Raw genomic sequence first — 16,203 nt, 5'->3', positions numbered from 1 at the left:
CCCAGGCGCACCGGTCAGTGCCCGATGAATTCCCCGACGGCGTCCCACACCGCGGCCGCCAGTTGCGATTTCGACCCCAGCGGGATAGGCCGCTCGCTGCCGTCGGCGGCCAGCAACCAGCCCGCGTTGTCCTCGACCTCGAACGCCCGGCCATCCCCGACGGCGTTGAGAACCAGCAGGTCACAGCCTTTGCGCCGCAGTTTCGCACGGCCGTGATCGAGTACGCTACCGTGCTCGTCCCCGGTTTCCGCGGCAAAACCGATGATGACCTGTCCCGGCGATCGATTCGTGACCAGTTCCGCGAGAATGTCCGGATTCCGGGACAGTGTGATGACGGGATCGGGGGTGTCATCGGTTTTTTTGATTTTGTGACCGGACCGGCTCGCGGGGCGAAAATCAGCGACAGCGGCGGCCATCACGACGATGTCCGCCTCCTTGGCGGCCTCGCGGACCGCCTCCCGCATCTCCCCGGCGGTCGACACGCGGCGCAGTTCGGCGCCCGCCGGATCGGGAAGCTCGACGGTGTGCCCGGCCACGAGCGTGACCTCGGCGCCGCGCTGCGCGGCGACCCGGGCCAGGGCGTACCCCTGCTTGCCGGACGAGCGGTTGCCCAGGTAACGCACCGGGTCCAGCGGTTCGCGCGTGCCACCGGCGGAGACGACGACGCGTTTGCCTTCGAGGTCGCGGGGCAGCGCGCGCGGCGCGGCGAGCAGCAGCCTGGCCAGGTCGACGATCTCGGCCGGGTCGGTGAGCCGTCCCTTGCCGGTGTCGGCGCCGGTCAGCCGTCCCGCGGCGGGTTCGGTGACCACGGCGCCCCTGGACCGCAGCAGCGCCACGTTGTCCCGGGTCGCCGGGTGTTCCCACATCTCGGTGTGCATCGCCGGGAAGAACGCGACCGGGCAGCGCGCGGTGAGCAGCGTGCCGGTGAGCAGGTCGTCGGCGCGGCCCTGGGCCGCACGGGCCAGCAGGTCCGCGGTCGCCGGGACGACCAGCACGAGGTCCGCTTCCTTGCCGATGCGGACGTGCTGCACCTGGTCGACCTCGGTGAACACGCCCGTGTGCACCGGGTGACCGGACAACGCCTCGAAGGTGGCCGCGCCGACGAAGTTCAGCGCGGCCTCGGTGGGCACCACGCGGACGTCGTGACCGGACTCGGTCAGCCCGCGCAGCACCTCACAGGCCTTGTAGGCGGCGATGCCGCCGCCTACCCCGAGGACGACGCGAGGTTTACTCACCCTCGGTGTGCTCGAGCAGGCCGGCGTGGATCTCGCGCAGCGAGATCGACAGCGGCTTCTCACGCGGACCCGGCTCCACGAGCGGGCCGACGTACTCGAGCAGGCCCTCGCCGAGCTGGGCGTAGTAGTCGTTGATCTGACGAGCACGCTTCGCGGCGTAGATCACCAGCGCGTACTTCGAGCTGACCTTGGCCAGCAGGTCGTCGATCGGCGGGTTGGTGATGCCTTCGAGTTCCTCGCCGTAAATCCCGGTCGATGCGGTCACGCGCTCAAGCTCCTGAGTTCTGTTCGTGAAGTCGGTGGTCTCCCCGCAGCAAGTCTAACAACTGCCGCGCGGCTTCCCCGACGTCGGCGTTCACCAGCCGCACGTCGAATTCACCCGCCGCCGCGAGTTCGCGCTCCGCCTCCGCGAGGCGGGCGCTCACCGCGGCCTCCTCCTCGGTGCCGCGCCCGGTGAGCCTGCCGACCAGCTCGTCCCAGGACGGGGGCATGAGCATGACCAGCCGGGCCTCCGGCATGGCGGCGCGGACCTGCCGCGCCCCCTGCAGCTCGATCTCCAGCACGGCGGGCCTGCCCTCGGCCAGCGCCCGCTCGACCGGTTCCCGCGGGGTGCCGTAGCAGTTGCCGGTGAACTCGGCGTGTTCGAGCAGTTCGCCCGCGGCGACCATCTTGTCGAACACCGCGCGGTCGATGAAGTGGTAATGCACGCCGTCGACCTCGCCGGGGCGGGGGTGGCGGGTGGTCACCGAGACGCTGTAGAAGACGTCCGGGTCCATCCCGCGCAGCGCGCCGACCACGCTGGACTTGCCGACGCCGGACGGGCCGGAGACGACCGTGAGCCGGCTCCGGGCCCCACTTCGCGCCTGACCCTGAGCCGGCTCACGGTGCGACGCCGGGCCGGCATGCCCGCCGGCCCCGGTGACGCGGTCGCTGCCGGTGTCGCTCACTCGCCGCTGAACTCGGCCAGCAGCGCCTTGCGCTGCCGGTCACCAAGGCCGCGCAGCCGCCGGCTCGGTGCGATCTCCAGGCGCTCCATGGTCTGCTGGGCGCGCACCTTGCCGACGCCGGGGAGGGCTTCGAGCAGGGCGGAGACCTTCATCTTGCCGAGAACCTCGTCCTCGTCGGCCTGCTTCAGCACGTCGGTGAGCGTGGTGCCGCCTCGCTTGAGGCGCTCCTTCAGCTCCGCGCGGGCACGACGAGCGGCAGCGGCCTTCTCCAGCGCCGCCTTGCGCTGTTCCTCGGTCAGCTGGGGAAGTGCCACGTTTTCCTCCGTAGTACTCAAAATTCTGGGTGGGTGACGCGACGGTACCCACCCCTTGCCACCGGCCACAATGCGGGGGGTGGTCGCTCGGTTCCGGGACAGGGACCTGATATTGGCGTCATCCGGTCAGGATCGCCTGGGTCCGGCGCACCGCGTCACGCAGCGCCACCGGGTCCGGACCGTGCCTGAGAAGGTCCCTGGACGACGCGGGCAGCACCCCGGGCAGGTCCGGCCCGAACAAGCGGCGGAGATCGTCCACGGTCGCTCCCTGCGCCCCGAAACCGGGGGCCAGGACGGGACCGTTCAGCCCGGCGAGGTCGAGCTCGCCGGGCTGAACGGTGGCCCCCACGACCACGCCGACGTCGCCGAGCGAGGCGGCACCGGCGTTGCACCGCGCCGCTTCGTCCACAATCGACTGGGCGACGGTCTTTCCGTTGTCCAGCAACGCGTTCTGCAGTCCAGCCGCCTCCGGATTGGAGGTGCGGGCGAGCACGAACAGGCCCTCACCAGCGCCCAGCGCGGGCGCCAGCGAGCCGAACCCGAGGTAGGGCGAGACGGTGACCGCGTCGGCCCGCAGCGGCGCCTGGTCACCGAGGTAGGCGGCCGCGTAGGCAGCCATCGTCGACCCGATGTCGCCCCGTTTGACGTCCAGCAGGACGAGCGCGCCGCGGTCGCGGGCCTGCTCGATCACCCGGCCCAGCACGGCCACGCCGGGGGCCCCGAAAGCCTCGAAGAAGGCCGACTGGGGCTTGACGACGGACACCTCCTGGGCCAGCACGTCAACCGCCGCGAGGGCGAACTTCTCCAGCCCGCCGGGGTCGCGGTCCAGGCCCCACGCGTCGAGCAGCCCGGGGTGGGGGTCGATCCCCGCGCACAGATTCCCGCGCGCGGCGATCGCCTCCACCAGACGGGCGCCGAAGCCGGTCACGACCGGGCCCGCAGCGCCGCCTGCAGGTCCTGCAGCGACCGGACGCCGATGTCGCCCCGGATGAGCGCTTCGATGCCGTGCACGGCCGCCGCGGCGCCCTGCACCGTGGTGATGCACGGGATGTCCCGCGACACCGCCGCGGTGCGGATCTCGTAGCCGTCGACGCGCGGCCCGCTGTTGCCGTACGGGGTGTTGATCACCATGTCCACTCCCCCGGCGGCGATCACCTCGACCACGTTCGGCTCGTCCGGCGCGCTCCCCTCGGAGTACTTGCGCACGACCGTGCTGGCGATGCCGTTGCGGCGCAGCACCTCGGCGGTACCGGAGGTCGCGAGGATCTCGAACCCGAGGTCGGCCAGCCGCTTGACCGGGAACACCAGCGCCCGCTTGTCGCGGTTGGCGACCGAGACGAACACCTTGCCCGAGGTCGGCAGCGACCCGTAGGCCCCGGCCTGGGACTTCGCGAACGCCTCACCGAACGAGGTGTCCACGCCCATCACCTCGCCGGTGGACTTCATCTCCGGCCCGAGCAGCGAGTCGACGCCCTTGCCCTCCGGCGTGCGGAAGCGGTGGAAGGGCAGAACCGCCTCCTTGACCGCGACCGGCGCGTCGGCGGGCAGGTGGCCGCCGTCGCCCTCGGCGGGCAGGACACCGCGGCCGCGCAGGTCCTTGATCGTGGATCCGGTCATGACCAGCGACGCCGCCTTGGCCAGCTGCACACCGGTCGCCTTCGACACGAACGGCACGGTGCGGCTGGCGCGCGGGTTGGCCTCCAGGACGTAGAGCACGTCGTCCTTGAGCGCGTACTGCACGTTGAGCAGGCCACGCACGCCGACGCCACGGGCGATCGCCTCGGTCGAGGCGCGCACCGCCTCGACGTCCTGGCGGCCGAGCGTGATCGGCGGCAACGCGCACGAGGAGTCGCCGGAGTGGATACCGGCCTCCTCGATGTGCTCCATGACGCCGCCGAGGTAGAGCTCCTCGCCGTCGAACAGGGCGTCCACGTCGATCTCGATCGCGTCGTCGAGGAAGCGGTCGACCAGCACCGGGTGCTCGGGCGTGACCTCGGTGGCGCGCTGGATGTAGCCGCCCAGCGAGTCCTCGTCGTAGACGATCTCCATACCGCGCCCGCCGAGCACGTAGGAGGGCCGCACCAGCACCGGGTAGCCGATCTCGTCGGCGATCCGCTTGGCGCCCTCGAACGAGGTGGCGGTGCCGTACTTCGGGGCGGGCAGGTTCGCGCCCATCAGCACGTCACCGAACGCGCCGCGGTCCTCGGCCAGGTTGATCGCCTCCGGCGAGGTGCCCACGATCGGCACGCCCGCGTCGGCCAGGCGCTGCGCCAGCTTGAGCGGGGTCTGACCGCCGAGCTGCACGATCACGCCGGCCACGGTGCCCGAGCCCTGCTCGGAGTAGACGACCTCCAGCACGTCCTCGAACGTCAACGGCTCGAAGTAGAGGCGGTCGGAGGTGTCGTAGTCGGTCGACACCGTCTCCGGGTTGCAGTTGACCATGACGGCCTCGAACCCGGCTTCACGCAGCGCCAGGGCGGCGTGCACGCACGAGTAGTCGAACTCGATGCCCTGGCCGATGCGGTTCGGGCCGGAGCCCAGGATCAGCACCTTGGGCTTGTCCGGCTGCGGCGTGACCTCGGATTCCGCCGCGGGGTCGGACTCGTAGGCCGAGTAGTGGTACGGCGTCTTCGCGGCGAACTCGGCGGCGCAGGTGTCCACCGTCTTGAACACCGGGCGCACCGACAGGCGGTGGCGCAGGGCCCGCACACCGTCCTCACCGGCCAGCTCCGGCCGCAGCGCGGCGATCTGCTGGTCGGACAGGCCGACGCGCTTGGCCTCGCGCAGCAGCGGCGCGTCCAGCACGGCGGCGTCGCGCACCTCGGCCCCGACCTCGCCGATCAGCGCGATCTGGTCGATGAACCACGGGTCGATGCCGCTGGCCTCGTGCACCTGCTGGACGGTCGCGCCCAGGCGCAGGGCCCGCTCGACCGCGTAGAGGCGGCCGTCGTGCGGGGTGCGCAGCGCTTCCAGGGTGTTCTCCAGCGTGGCGCCCTCGGGATCCGGGGTGGTCCAGAACCCGGACGCCTTGGTGTCGATCGAGCGCAGCGCCTTGCCCAGCGCCTCCGGGAAGCTGCGGCCCAGTGCCATCGCCTCGCCGACGCTCTTCATCGTGGTGGTCAGCATCGGGTCGGCGCCGGGGAACTTCTCGAACGCGAAGCGCGGCACCTTGACCACGACGTAGTCCAGCGTCGGCTCGAACGAGGCCGGCGTCTCACCGGTGATGTCGTTGCGGATCTCGTCGAGCGAGTACCCGATGGCCAGCTTCGCGGCGATCTTGGCGATCGGGAAGCCGGTGGCCTTCGACGCGAGCGCACTGGAACGGGACACGCGCGGGTTCATCTCGATGACGACCATGCGGCCGTCCCGCGGGTTGATCGCGAACTGGATGTTGCAGCCGCCGGTGTCGACGCCGACCTCGCGCAGCACCGCGATGCCGACGTCGCGCATGTGCTGGTACTCGCGGTCGGTCAGGGTCATCGCGGGGGCGACGGTCACCGAGTCACCGGTGTGCACGCCCATCGCGTCGACGTTCTCGATGGAGCAGATGACCACCACGTTGTCGTGGCGGTCGCGCATCAGCTCGAGCTCGTACTCCTTCCACCCGAGCACGCTCTCCTCGATGAGCACCTCGGTGACCGGCGACTCGGACAGCCCGATCGAGGCCAGCCGCTCCAGCTCCTCGTCGGTGTGCGCCATGCCCGAGCCGAGACCGCCCATCGTGAACGAGGGCCGGATGACGACCGGCAGGCCCAGGTCGGCGACCGTCTCGCGGACCTCGTCCATCGAGTGGCACACCTTGCTGCGCGGCACCTCGCCGCCGATGGTGCGGACGATGTCCTTGAACTTCTGCCGGTCCTCGCCGCGCTGGATCGCGTCGATGTCGGCGCCGATCAGCTCGACGCCGTACTTCTCCAGCACGCCGCGCTCGTGCAGGGCGACGGCCGTGTTCAACGCGGTCTGCCCGCCGAGCGTGGCCAGAAGCGTGTCGACCGGGCGGCCCTGTGCTTGTTCGTGCGCGATGACCTTCTCGACGAAGTCCGGCGTGACCGGCTCGATGTAGGTCGAGTCGGCGAACTCCGGATCGGTCATGATCGTGGCCGGGTTGGAGTTCACGAGGCTGACCCGCAGGCCCTCCGCGCGCAGCACCCGGCAGGCCTGGGTACCCGAGTAGTCGAACTCGGCGGCCTGGCCGATCACGATCGGGCCGGAACCGATGACGAGCACGTGCTCGATGTCTGTACGTTTCGGCATCAGCGGCTCTTCTTCTCCATCAGGGTCACGAACTCGTCGAACAGCGGCGCCGCATCGTGCGGTCCGGCGGCCGCCTCGGGGTGGTACTGCACCGAAAACGCGGGCACGTCGGCGCAGCGCACGCCCTCGACGGTGTCGTCGTTCGGGCAGTAGTGGCTGATCCGGGCGGCCCCGAAGGGCGACTCGAACCGCTGACCGGGCTCGCCTTCGAGGGCGAAGCCGTGGTTCTGCGCGGTGATCGCCACCCGCCGGGTCTCCACGTCGATCACCGGGATGTTGATGCCCCGGTGGCCGTAGCGCATCTTGTAGGTGCCCAGCCCCAGCGCGCGGCCGAGGACCTGGTTGCCGAAGCAGATGCCGAACAGCGGGATCTCGCGGCGCAGCGCCTCCTCGGTCAGCGCGACCGCGTGGTCCTGCGTGGCCGGGTCACCGGGGCCGTTGGACAGGAACACCCCGTCCGGTTCGACCGCCAGCAGCTCCTCCACCGAGCTCGTCGAGGGCAGCACGTGCAGCTCGATGCCGCGGCGGCTCATCTGGCGCGGGGTGTTGGATTTGATGCCCAGGTCCAGCGCGGCGACGCGGAAGCGGCGCTCACCCTCGGGCGCCACGACGTACGGCTTGGCCGTGGTGACCTCGCCCGCCAGGTCGGCACCCTTCATCGGCGGGCTCGCGAGCACCTGCCCGACCATCGCCTCGTCGGTGTCCAGCGCGTCGCCGGAGAACACCCCGGCGCGCATCGCGCCCTGCTCACGCAGGTGGCGGGTCAGGGTGCGGGTGTCGACGCCGCTGATGCCGACGACGCCCTGGCGTGCCAGCTCGTCGTCCAGGGTGCGGCGGGACCGCCAGTTCGACGGGGTACGGGCCGGGTCGCGCACGACGTAGCCGGACACCCAGATGCGGGCGGACTCGTCGTCCTCGTCGTTCCAGCCGGTGTTGCCGATCTGCGGCGCGGTCTGCACCACGATCTGACGGTGGTAGGACGGATCGGTCAGCGTCTCCTGGTAGCCGGTCATGCCGGTACAGAACACGGCCTCGCCCAGCGTGCGACCCTGGGCGCCGTAGGCCGATCCGCGGAACACCCGCCCGTCCTCCAGCACCAATGCGGCCGGTGTCCTGGTGCCCACGGTCACTGGGCTCCTCCCTTGATCTCTCGTTCCGACAAGCTTTTGATCCACTGTGGATAGACGTCGAGGTCGTCGCCGCGGAAGCCGGTGTCCAGCTCCTTCTCGCCGAGACGCCAGGTGATGACGATGAGGCTGTCGGTACCCATCACCTTCCCGGCGATCCCGCTCGCGCGTTTGACCTCCACAATGGACTCACGGGGGATGAAGAACCCGGGCGCGCCCGCCCGGTCGATCTCGACGCCGGACGGGTAGAGCCGCAGCACCGCCCGTCCGCGCAGGCCGACCCCGCGCGTGACGATCCGGTCCTGCCAGTCGCCTGCCGTGGTGGTGCTCACGTACAGGCCCTTGGTCTCCGGCAGCACCTCGGCGCCGGGCTCTTCCGGGGTCCGCGGGAACGGCGGCAGCACGGCGCTCTGCGACCGGGCGCGCCGCCGCCAGCTTCGTCGCATGGCCCACAGGCCGAGCAGGAAGCAGGCGAACACCAGCAGGGTGAGCAGCAACCGGTCCATCAGCAGATCTTCCCTTCGCGGGCCGTCACGCGCCCGCGCAGCAGCGTCGCGGTCACCACGGCGGGCAACCGCATTCCCTCGTACGGGGTGTTGGCGGCGAGGCTGGCCAGCTCCGCCCCCCGCACGGTCCATTGTGCGCCCGGGTCGACCAGCGCGAGGTTGGCGGGTTCGCCCACGGCGAGCGGCCGTCCCTGGTCGGGCAGCCCGGCGATCTCGGCGGGGCGCTCGCTCATGACCTTCGCCACGCCGCGCCAGTCCAGGAGTCCGGTTTCGACCATGGTCGCGGCGACGACGGACAGCGCGGTCTGCAGGCCGAGCATGCCGGGCCGGGCCGCCGCCCACTCGCAGTCCTTGTCCTGCGGCGCGTGCGGGGCGTGGTCGGTGGCGACGCAGTCGATGACGCCCTCGGCCAGCGCGGCGCGCAGCTTCTCCACGTCGGTGCCTCCCCGCAGCGGCGGGTTGACCTTGTTCACCGGGTCGTAGGTGTCCAGGCGCTCGTCGGTGAGCAGCAGGTGGTGCGGGGTGACCTCGGCGGAGACGCGGGTGCCTCGATCCTTCGCCCAGCGCAGCACATCGGCGGTCCCGGCGGTCGAGACGTGGCACACGTGCAGGCGCGCACCGGCGTGCCGGGCGAGGATGCAGTCGCGCGCGACGATCGACTCCTCGGCCGAGGCGGGCCATCCCGCGTAGCCCAGCCGCGATGCCTGCTCGCCCTCGTGGGCCTGCGCGCCGACGGTCAGCCGCGGCTCCTCGGCGTGCTGCGCGATCACCACGTCCAGCGCGGTCGAGTACTCCAGCGCGCGGCGCATGATGAGCGGATCGTGCACGCAGTGGCCGTCGTCGGAGAACACCCGCACGCCCGCCGCCGACTTCGCCATGGTGCCCAGCTCGGCCAGCCGCTCGCCCTTGAGGCCGACGGTCACGGCGCCGACCGGGTGCACGTCGACCAGGCCGGTCTCGCGGCCCCGGCGCCACACGTGCTCGACGATCACCGAGTTGTCGGCGACCGGGTCGGTGTTGGCCATCGCGAAGACGGCGGTGTACCCGCCGACCGCGGCGGCGGCCGAGCCGGTCTCGATCGTCTCGGTGTCCTCGCGGCCCGGTTCACGCAGGTGGGTGTGCAGGTCGACGAAGCCGGGCAGCAGCACCTGGCCCGCCGCCTCGATGACTTCGGCGCCCTCGGGCACGTCGACCTCGCCGACCTCGGCGATGGTGCCGCCGGTGACCAGGACGTCCACCGGGTCGCCCTCGCCGTAGAGCCGGGCGCCCTTGATCAGTACCTGGTTCACTTCGCGTCTTCCTCTCCGGCCAGCAGGTGGTACAGGACGGCCATCCGCACGTGCACCCCGTTGCGGACCTGTTCGGTGATCGCCGCGGACGGCGCGTCGGCGACCGCGGAGGAGATCTCCATGCCGCGCAGCATCGGGCCGGGGTGCAGCACCACCGCGTGTTCGGGCAGCAGCCGCGTCCGCGCCTCGTTCAGGCCGTAGGCGATCGAGTACTCGCGGGCCGACGGGAAGAACCCGCCGTGCATCCGCTCGGCCTGCACCCGCAACATCATCACGGCGTCCAGGGCGGGCAGTTCGGCGTCCAGGTCGTGCGACACGGTCACCGGCAGCGCACCGGCCCCGGCGGGCAGCAGCGTCGGCGGGGCGATCAGCACCACTTCGGCGCCGAGCGCGGACAGCAGGTGGATGTTGGAGCGAGCGACCCGGCTGTGCAGCACGTCGCCGACGATGGCGACCCGCCGGTCCTTGATGCCGCCGAGCCGTTCCCGCAGGGTGGCCGCGTCGAGCAGCGCCTGCGTGGGGTGCTCGTGCATACCGTCGCCCGCGTTGACGACCGAGGTGCCGGTGCCCTCCAGCCAGCCGGCCAGGCGCTGCGCCGCGCCCGAGGCCGGGTGGCGGACGATGACGCAGTCGGCGCCCGCGGCGGACAGGGTCAGCGCGGTGTCCCGCAGCGACTCCCCCTTGCCGACCGAGCTGCCGCCGGCGGAGACGTTCACCACGTCGGCGCTCATCCACTTCCCGGCGATCTCGAAGGAGACCCTGGTCCGGGTGGAGTTCTCGTAGAACATGGTGATGACGGTGCGGCCGCGCAACGTCGGCAGCTTGCGGACCTCGCGGCCGAGCAGCGTGCGCTTGAGACCGTCGGCGGTGTCCAGCACCGCGGTCGCCAGGTCGGGGTCGAGGCCTTCGGTGGCCAGCAGGTGCTTCATGCCTTCGCTTCCCCCTCGCGCAGCAGCACCGCGTCGCGCCCATCCACTTCGGACAGCAGGACGGCGACGTCCTCGGCGCGGGCGGTCGGGATGTTCTTGCCCACGTAATCGGCCCGGATCGGGAACTCGCGGTGCCCGCGGTCGACCAGGACGGCCAGCTGCACGGCGCGCGGACGGCCGTGGTCGCGCAGGGCGTCCAGCGCCGCGCGCACGGTCCGGCCGGAGAACAGCACGTCGTCGACCAGGATGACGACACGGTCGTCGATACCGGTGTCGGGCAGGGAGGTGTCCGCGAGCGGCCGCGTGGGACGGCGGCGCAGGTCGTCGCGGTAGAGGGTGATGTCCAGGGCCCCGGTGGGCGGTTCGACGCCGGAGAACTCGGCGACGCGCTCGGCCAGCCGCGTGGCCAGCGAGGTGCCCCGGGTCGGGATGCCCAGGAGAACGGGTGGTGCGCCCGGGCCGCCGCCGAGGGCGGTCTTCTCGATGACCTGGTGGGCCATCCGGGCGATGGTGCGCGCGACATCACCGGCGGAGAGCAGCTCACGCTCGCCACCTGGTGCTGCCGCGTCACGAGGGCGTGACGCCACAGCGGACTCCTTCCCCGCCTCACCGGACGGGTCCTTAAAGGACGTCGATCTCCTGCTTGCCGAGGAAACCTCCCCGATGCTAACAGGCGATGCCGTTCAGCCGTCCGGGTGGTGCGAGAGGCATCATGTTCTTGACCTGGTGACGACAATGCGTAACCATTACTCTGAGTGTTCAACTCGGCAGTTCCCCGGCGGCCCATGAGACCGACTGGGCGAGGAAACGGAGAACCACCAGATGGGCGATTACGCCAAGGCGCTCGGGGCGAAGCTCCGCGGGATCCGCCAGCAGCAGGGCCTGTCCCTGCACGGGGTCGAGCAGAAGTCCGGGGGACGGTGGAAGGCCGTCGTGGTCGGTTCCTACGAACGTGGCGACCGTGCCGTGACCGTGCAGAAGCTGGCCGAGCTGGCCGACTTCTACGGCGTGCCGGTGGTCGAACTGCTGCCCGAGGGCCGGGTACCGTCCGGCGCCGAACCCGCCACCAAGATCGTCATCAACCTGGAGCGGCTCCAGCAGCTGCCCGCCGAGAAGGTCGGCCCGCTCGCCCGCTACGCCGCCACCATCCAGAGCCAGCGCGGCGACTACAACGGCAAGGTGCTCTCCATCCGCACCGAGGACCTGCGGTCGCTGGCCATCATCTACGACATGACCCCCGGCGAGCTGACCGAGCAGCTCATCGACTGGGGCGTTCTGCCTCCCGAAGCGCGTCCCGCCAAGGAGGACTAAAGACCTCTGAGCAGCGAAAAGCCCGGCGCGGTCTCCGCGCGCCGGGCCTTTCTGCTGTGCTCTAGAGAACCGCGCGGATGCGGTCCGCGATCGTGCCGATCCGGCCCAGCACGCCGTTGACGAACCGCGGCGAATCATCGGTGGACAGCTCGCGGGCCAGGCCGACCGCCTCGTCGATCGCCACCGGGTCCGGCACGTCGGCCGCCCACAGCAGCTCGTAGACACCCACCCGCAGCACGGACAGGTCGACCGGCGGCATGCGGTCCACGGACCAGCCGTGCGCGTGCTCGGCCAGCAGCTCGTCGATGCGCTCGCGGTTCGCCGTCACGCCCTCGACGAGCGAGATCGTGTAGTCGCCGACCGGGTCGGCGTCGGTCGAGCCCACCCGGTCCGCCAGCAACGTCACCGGATCGAGTGAACGCTGGGCGGCCTCGTACAGGATCTCGACGGCGCGCCTGCGGAGAGCACGACGGCCGGGCTGACCGCCGCGCCGGGGAGCTGGGGAGTCGGACAACCTAGGCCCTGCCCAGGTAACGGCCGTCGCGGGTGTCGACCTTGACCTTGGCACCGGTGCTCAGGAACAGCGGCACCTGGATCTCGGCGCCGGTCTCCAGCGTGGCCGGCTTGGTGCCGCCGGTGGAGCGGTCACCCTGCAGGCCCGGGTCGGTGTGCTGGACGACCAGCTCGACCGAGGTGGGCAGCTCGACGTAGAGCGGCACCTCCTCGTGGATCGCGACCTGGACCTCGGTGTTCTCCAGCAGGTAGTTCGCGCCGTCGCCGACGATCTCCCGCGGCACCGTGATCTGGTCGTAGGTCTCGCCGTCCATGAAGACGAAGTCCGACCCGTCGTTGTACAGGTAGGTCATGGTGCGGCGGTCCACCGTCGCGGTGTCGACCTTGGTGCCCGCGTTGAAGGTCTTGTCCACCACCTTGCCGGTCAGCACGTGCTTGAGCGTGGTGCGCACGAAGGCGCCACCCTTGCCCGGCTTGACGTGCTGGAAGTTCACGACGGACCAGAGCTGTCCGTCGAGGTTCAGCACCAGGCCGTTCTTGAGGTCGTTGGTGGTGGCCACGGGTTGTCCAGTTCTCCTGTTTCCGATCGGGCCGCGTCAGACGACCACGAGTTCCTTGCTGCTCAGGGTGAGGAGTTCGGGAGCGGCGTCCCGCACGACCAGCGTGTCCTCGATGCGCACGCCACCGCGGCCGGCGAGGTAGACGCCAGGTTCCACGGTGACCGTCATGCCAGCGGACAGTGTACCGGCGACGTTTCCCGCGAGCCTCGGTGCCTCGTGGACCTCCAGCCCGACGCCGTGGCCGAGGCCGTGCGAGAACTCCTCGCCGTGCCCGCCGTCCTCGATCACGCTCCGCGCGGCCCGGTCCACCTCGGCCAGTTCCCGCCCGTCCAGCGCGGCGTCCAGCCCGCCCTGCTGCGAGCGCCGGACCAGCTCGTACAGGTCCTCCTGCCAGTCCGCGGGACGGCCGAGCACGACGGTGCGGGTCATATCGGAGTGGTAGCCGTCGACGGTCGCGCCGAAGTCGAGCTTGACGAGGTCACCGGCCCGCAGGACGCGACCGGTGGGACGGTGGTGCGGGATCGCCGAGTTCGGCCCGGACGCGACGATCGACTCGAACGACGGCCCCGACGAGCCGTGGTCGAGCATCCGGTTCTCCAGATCACGGGCGACGTCGAGCTCGGTGCGGCCCGGCCGGATGCCGCCGTGCTCCAGCAGGCCCGCCAGCGCGCGGTCGGCGGCCGCGCAGGCCATGCGCAGTGCCTCGATCTCGCTTTCGTCCTTGACCAGCCGCAGCTGTTCGACCAGACCGGGCGCGCGGATCAGCTCGACGCCCCCGGCGTGGCGGGCGAGCAGATCGTGGGCCTCCACGCTGACGTGCTGGCTCTCGAAGCCGGTGCGCCGGTGCGCGGCGGCCTGCGTGCTCGCCCGGTCCAGTAGCGCGGGGGCGGATTCGCGGTCGATCACGCGCTCCAGGTCGGGCACCTCGGCCCCGGCCTGGGTGGTGTAGCGGCCGTCGGTGCAGAAGAGCGTGCGGTCCTCTCCCCCGCCGTGGACCAGCAGCGCGGCGTTGGACCCGGTGAAACCGGTCAGGTAGCGGACGTTGAGCAGGTCGGTGACGAGCAACGCGTCGACGCCGGACTCGTTGAGCAGGGAGCGCAGGGCGTCGCGCCGGGCGGCGTGGAGGTCGGGCACAGTGGCAGCTTAGTGCGGTGTGAGGATGGGTGAATGGTGTTTCGGTCCTGGCTGGTTCGCGGGCTCGGCATGGCGGTGCTGCACGCGATCGCGGAGATCGCGCTCGCCAAGGCGACGGTCTATGACCCGACGGGCCTGACGACGACCCGGATCGCGGTGATCGCGCTGCTGGTGGGCGCCGCGGCGCTGTGGAGCGCGCTGGACGCGTGGACGCGCCGCGAGGAGGCGGGCCGCACGTGGTTCATCGCGGCGCTGGTCGCCGGGCCGGTGTCGGGGGTGCTGTACGTGATCGGGCGCGCCCTGTTCGTCGACCGGACCGGCGCGACCGAGCTGTGGCCCGCGGTGTCCGGTGGCGCCGCGTTCACCGCGCTGCTGGTTCTGGTCCCGGCCGGGCTCGGCCTGTTCGTCGGCGGGCGGCTCAAGCGCCCCGGCGGACCCGAAGAGCCCGAGGACGACCGGACGGCGCCCCGGCGTCCGCGTCCCAGCGCGCGCCCGCGGCCCACGCCCCGTCACCGCGCCGCCGGGGACTGAGGAATCTCAGCCCAGCGCCGGACCCGCCGGGAAGCCACGCCACCGCGCCGGTGTCACGTCCTCCGTCGAGGAGCCGTTGGCGGTGACCGCGCCGGGCTCGCGCACCGGGTAGAGCCGGCCGTCGTCCAGCAGGAAACCGAGGCCAAGGCCGTCGGCCGCGAGCGCACGCGTCCCGGACTCCAGCCGCGCCGCGACCGGGAACCGGTCCATCACGTCCGGGCGGCGGTCGAGCACGTGGTCGGCGAGTTCCCGCGCCACCGAGCGGCGGTCGACGCGCACCACCTGCCCGGAGACGACCAGGTCCATCGTCCGCACCGGCGAGGGCACCGCGAACCCGTCGAGGATGGTCAGCGCCCGCTGCGGATCGGCGCAGGCGTCGACGCCGACGATGTCCAGTCCGAACCGCCGCAGGTCGGTCGGCGCGTTGGCTTCACCGGTCACGGTCGCGCGCACGACGTCCAGCGGCACGCGCCCGCACGGATCGGTCGCCGACACCGGGGCGTGCCCGTCCGGCTGCCGGACCAGGCCCGGCCCCTCCCGCCACGCCCCCGGGATCAGCAGCGGCCGGTACGGGGAGCGGACGAAGTCGCGGTCCCAGAAGGTGACCGTGGTGCCGTCCGCGGTCTCGTGCGCGATGGCCCACGCGTCGAGGGCGTCGATCCACATCAGGTCGGCGCTGAACGCGTCGACCAGCGACTTCGTGCGCGGGGTGACGGTGCTTGCGACCGCCGCGAATCCGGCCTCTCCCAGCGCTTCCACGCCGCTCGCGAAGGTGGGGTCGGTCGAGCGGAGCACGAACTGCCCGGCACCGTTCCAGCCCGCGCCGAGGCCGGTGGTGTCGGTGAACATCAGGTAGAACCAGCCGTCGAGGTACACGACGGCGGGCTGCCCGGCGCCGTAGAGGTTGTCGCGGTGGGTGTCGTGTGCCGGGTCGACGATCGGCCTGCCGCCGTTGACGCGCTGCCAGGTGATGCCGTCGGTGCTGGTCGCGAGGCCGATCGAGTTGCCGAGCGCGTGATCGCCCGCGGCACCCGTGTAGTACAGGTAGTAGGTCCCGTCGACGCGGATCACCGACGGGTCGCACGCGTGCACCCCGTCGAACTGTCCGGGGTTGCCGGACAGTGCCGCGGGCGGCACCCCACCGCCGGGACCGGTGAACGGGCCGTCCGGGGAGCCGGCCTGGGCGTAGAGGATGTCGTCGCCCGGTGGCAGCGCGGCCGGGTCCTGGCTGCACCACCACATCCGGGTCGTGGCGCCGTCGGACATCAGCGTCGGGCCGTAGTTGTAGGGCGCGCCGGGGCCGCCCGCCGCGACGACGCCGGGGCTTTCCCGCGGCGAGCCGGTCTGCAACTGGACCGCGCCGGGCGAGGTCGTGGTGGTTTCCGGCGGGGCGCCACCGATCACGCCGCCCTGGGAGCCCTCGGCCTGGGGCGGGACGCTGCCGGTGCACCCGGCCAGCGCGGTGACGGCCAGCACCGCGGCCAGCATCCCGCCGAGCACCTCACGCATCGCCACCGTCGGTCCTTCCCTCAGCAACAGCCAGCCCAGTGTAG

General features: G+C 71.6%; 17 protein-coding genes. 2 read left to right on the top strand and 15 right to left on the bottom strand.

The features are described from left to right. Positions 1-14: 14 nt before the first annotated feature. From coaBC to pyrR, 11 genes are all read right to left on the bottom strand, one after another. A complete protein-coding gene (coaBC, locus tag HNR02_RS22125; protein ID WP_179775038.1) occupies positions 15-1,235 on the bottom strand; it encodes a bifunctional phosphopantothenoylcysteine decarboxylase/phosphopantothenate--cysteine ligase CoaBC in 1,221 nt (406 codons plus the stop codon). Continuing rightward, on the bottom strand, positions 1,228-1,500 hold the full coding sequence (rpoZ, locus tag HNR02_RS22120) for a DNA-directed RNA polymerase subunit omega (protein WP_179775037.1): 273 nt from the start codon (positions 1,498-1,500) through the stop codon (positions 1,228-1,230). Before rpoZ ends, coaBC begins: the two co-directional genes overlap by 8 nt. Positions 1,501-1,504: 4 nt before the next feature. Next, on the bottom strand, positions 1,505-2,182 hold the full coding sequence (gmk, locus tag HNR02_RS22115) for a guanylate kinase (protein ID WP_179775036.1): 678 nt from the start codon (positions 2,180-2,182) through the stop codon (positions 1,505-1,507). Then, positions 2,179-2,496, bottom strand: a complete 318-nt coding sequence (gene mihF / locus HNR02_RS22110) for an integration host factor, actinobacterial type (RefSeq protein ID WP_017983071.1) — start codon at positions 2,494-2,496, stop codon at positions 2,179-2,181. Before mihF ends, gmk begins: the two co-directional genes overlap by 4 nt. A 118-nt stretch (positions 2,497-2,614) precedes the next feature. After that, entirely contained in the window at positions 2,615-3,424 is an 810-nt protein-coding gene (gene pyrF, locus HNR02_RS22105; RefSeq protein WP_179775035.1) for an orotidine-5'-phosphate decarboxylase, read from the bottom strand. Next, the gene (gene carB, locus HNR02_RS22100) at positions 3,421-6,750 is read right to left on the bottom strand and encodes a carbamoyl-phosphate synthase large subunit (protein WP_179775034.1); all 3,330 of its coding nucleotides are present in this window, start codon (positions 6,748-6,750) and stop codon (positions 3,421-3,423) included. Before carB ends, pyrF begins: the two co-directional genes overlap by 4 nt. Beyond that, a complete protein-coding gene (gene carA / locus HNR02_RS22095) occupies positions 6,750-7,880 on the bottom strand; it encodes a glutamine-hydrolyzing carbamoyl-phosphate synthase small subunit (RefSeq protein ID WP_179775033.1) in 1,131 nt (376 codons plus the stop codon). Before carA ends, carB begins: the two co-directional genes overlap by 1 nt. Next, positions 7,877-8,383: a PH-like domain-containing protein gene (locus tag HNR02_RS22090; RefSeq protein WP_179775032.1), complete on the bottom strand. Its 507-nt coding sequence runs from the start codon at positions 8,381-8,383 to the stop codon at positions 7,877-7,879. The genes carA and HNR02_RS22090 overlap by 4 nt, the downstream gene beginning before the upstream one ends. Beyond that, entirely contained in the window at positions 8,383-9,672 is a 1,290-nt protein-coding gene (locus tag HNR02_RS22085; RefSeq protein WP_179775031.1) for a dihydroorotase, read from the bottom strand. The genes HNR02_RS22090 and HNR02_RS22085 overlap by 1 nt, the downstream gene beginning before the upstream one ends. Continuing rightward, on the bottom strand, positions 9,669-10,601 hold the full coding sequence (locus HNR02_RS22080; RefSeq protein ID WP_179775030.1) for an aspartate carbamoyltransferase catalytic subunit: 933 nt from the start codon (positions 10,599-10,601) through the stop codon (positions 9,669-9,671). Before HNR02_RS22080 ends, HNR02_RS22085 begins: the two co-directional genes overlap by 4 nt. Then, positions 10,598-11,188: a bifunctional pyr operon transcriptional regulator/uracil phosphoribosyltransferase PyrR gene (pyrR, locus tag HNR02_RS22075; RefSeq protein WP_179775029.1), complete on the bottom strand. Its 591-nt coding sequence runs from the start codon at positions 11,186-11,188 to the stop codon at positions 10,598-10,600. The genes HNR02_RS22080 and pyrR overlap by 4 nt, the downstream gene beginning before the upstream one ends. Positions 11,189-11,423: 235 nt before the next feature. Between pyrR and bldD the strand changes: the two genes are divergently transcribed. Then, positions 11,424-11,912 (top strand): transcriptional regulator BldD, encoded by a 489-nt coding sequence (gene bldD / locus HNR02_RS22070; RefSeq protein ID WP_020422358.1) that lies wholly within the window; start codon positions 11,424-11,426, stop codon positions 11,910-11,912. Between the two features lie 61 nt (positions 11,913-11,973). Here bldD and nusB read toward each other — a convergent pair whose 3' ends face one another. Genes nusB through HNR02_RS22055 form a run of 3 tightly spaced genes read right to left on the bottom strand, consistent with a single transcriptional unit; the run spans position 11,974 to position 14,119 of the window. After that, on the bottom strand, positions 11,974-12,426 hold the full coding sequence (gene nusB / locus HNR02_RS22065; RefSeq protein ID WP_179775028.1) for a transcription antitermination factor NusB: 453 nt from the start codon (positions 12,424-12,426) through the stop codon (positions 11,974-11,976). Position 12,427: 1 nt separating this feature from the next. After that, the gene (gene efp / locus HNR02_RS22060) at positions 12,428-12,985 is read right to left on the bottom strand and encodes an elongation factor P (protein ID WP_179775027.1); all 558 of its coding nucleotides are present in this window, start codon (positions 12,983-12,985) and stop codon (positions 12,428-12,430) included. A gap of 36 nt (positions 12,986-13,021) precedes the next feature. Then, positions 13,022-14,119 carry a M24 family metallopeptidase gene (locus tag HNR02_RS22055; protein ID WP_179775026.1) on the bottom strand — a complete coding sequence of 366 codons (1,098 nt, stop codon included), beginning with the start codon at positions 14,117-14,119 and terminating at the stop codon, positions 13,022-13,024. A gap of 33 nt (positions 14,120-14,152) precedes the next feature. Here HNR02_RS22055 and HNR02_RS22050 point away from each other — a divergent pair, with 33 nt between their 5' ends. Beyond that, positions 14,153-14,650 carry a B-4DMT family transporter gene (locus HNR02_RS22050; protein WP_179775025.1) on the top strand — a complete coding sequence of 166 codons (498 nt, stop codon included), beginning with the start codon at positions 14,153-14,155 and terminating at the stop codon, positions 14,648-14,650. Between the two features lie 6 nt (positions 14,651-14,656). Here the strand turns inward: HNR02_RS22050 and HNR02_RS22045 are convergent, their stop codons facing one another. Beyond that, on the bottom strand, positions 14,657-16,159 hold the full coding sequence (locus HNR02_RS22045; RefSeq protein WP_246339148.1) for a glycoside hydrolase family protein: 1,503 nt from the start codon (positions 16,157-16,159) through the stop codon (positions 14,657-14,659). Positions 16,160-16,203 lie beyond the last annotated feature (44 nt).

It is taken from the genome of Amycolatopsis endophytica (genome assembly GCF_013410405.1).
GTDB lineage: Bacteria > Actinomycetota > Actinomycetes > Mycobacteriales > Pseudonocardiaceae > Amycolatopsis_E > Amycolatopsis_E endophytica.
Note: the sequence above shows the minus strand (reverse complement) of the source record. Positions and strands in the feature narration are given on the sequence as shown.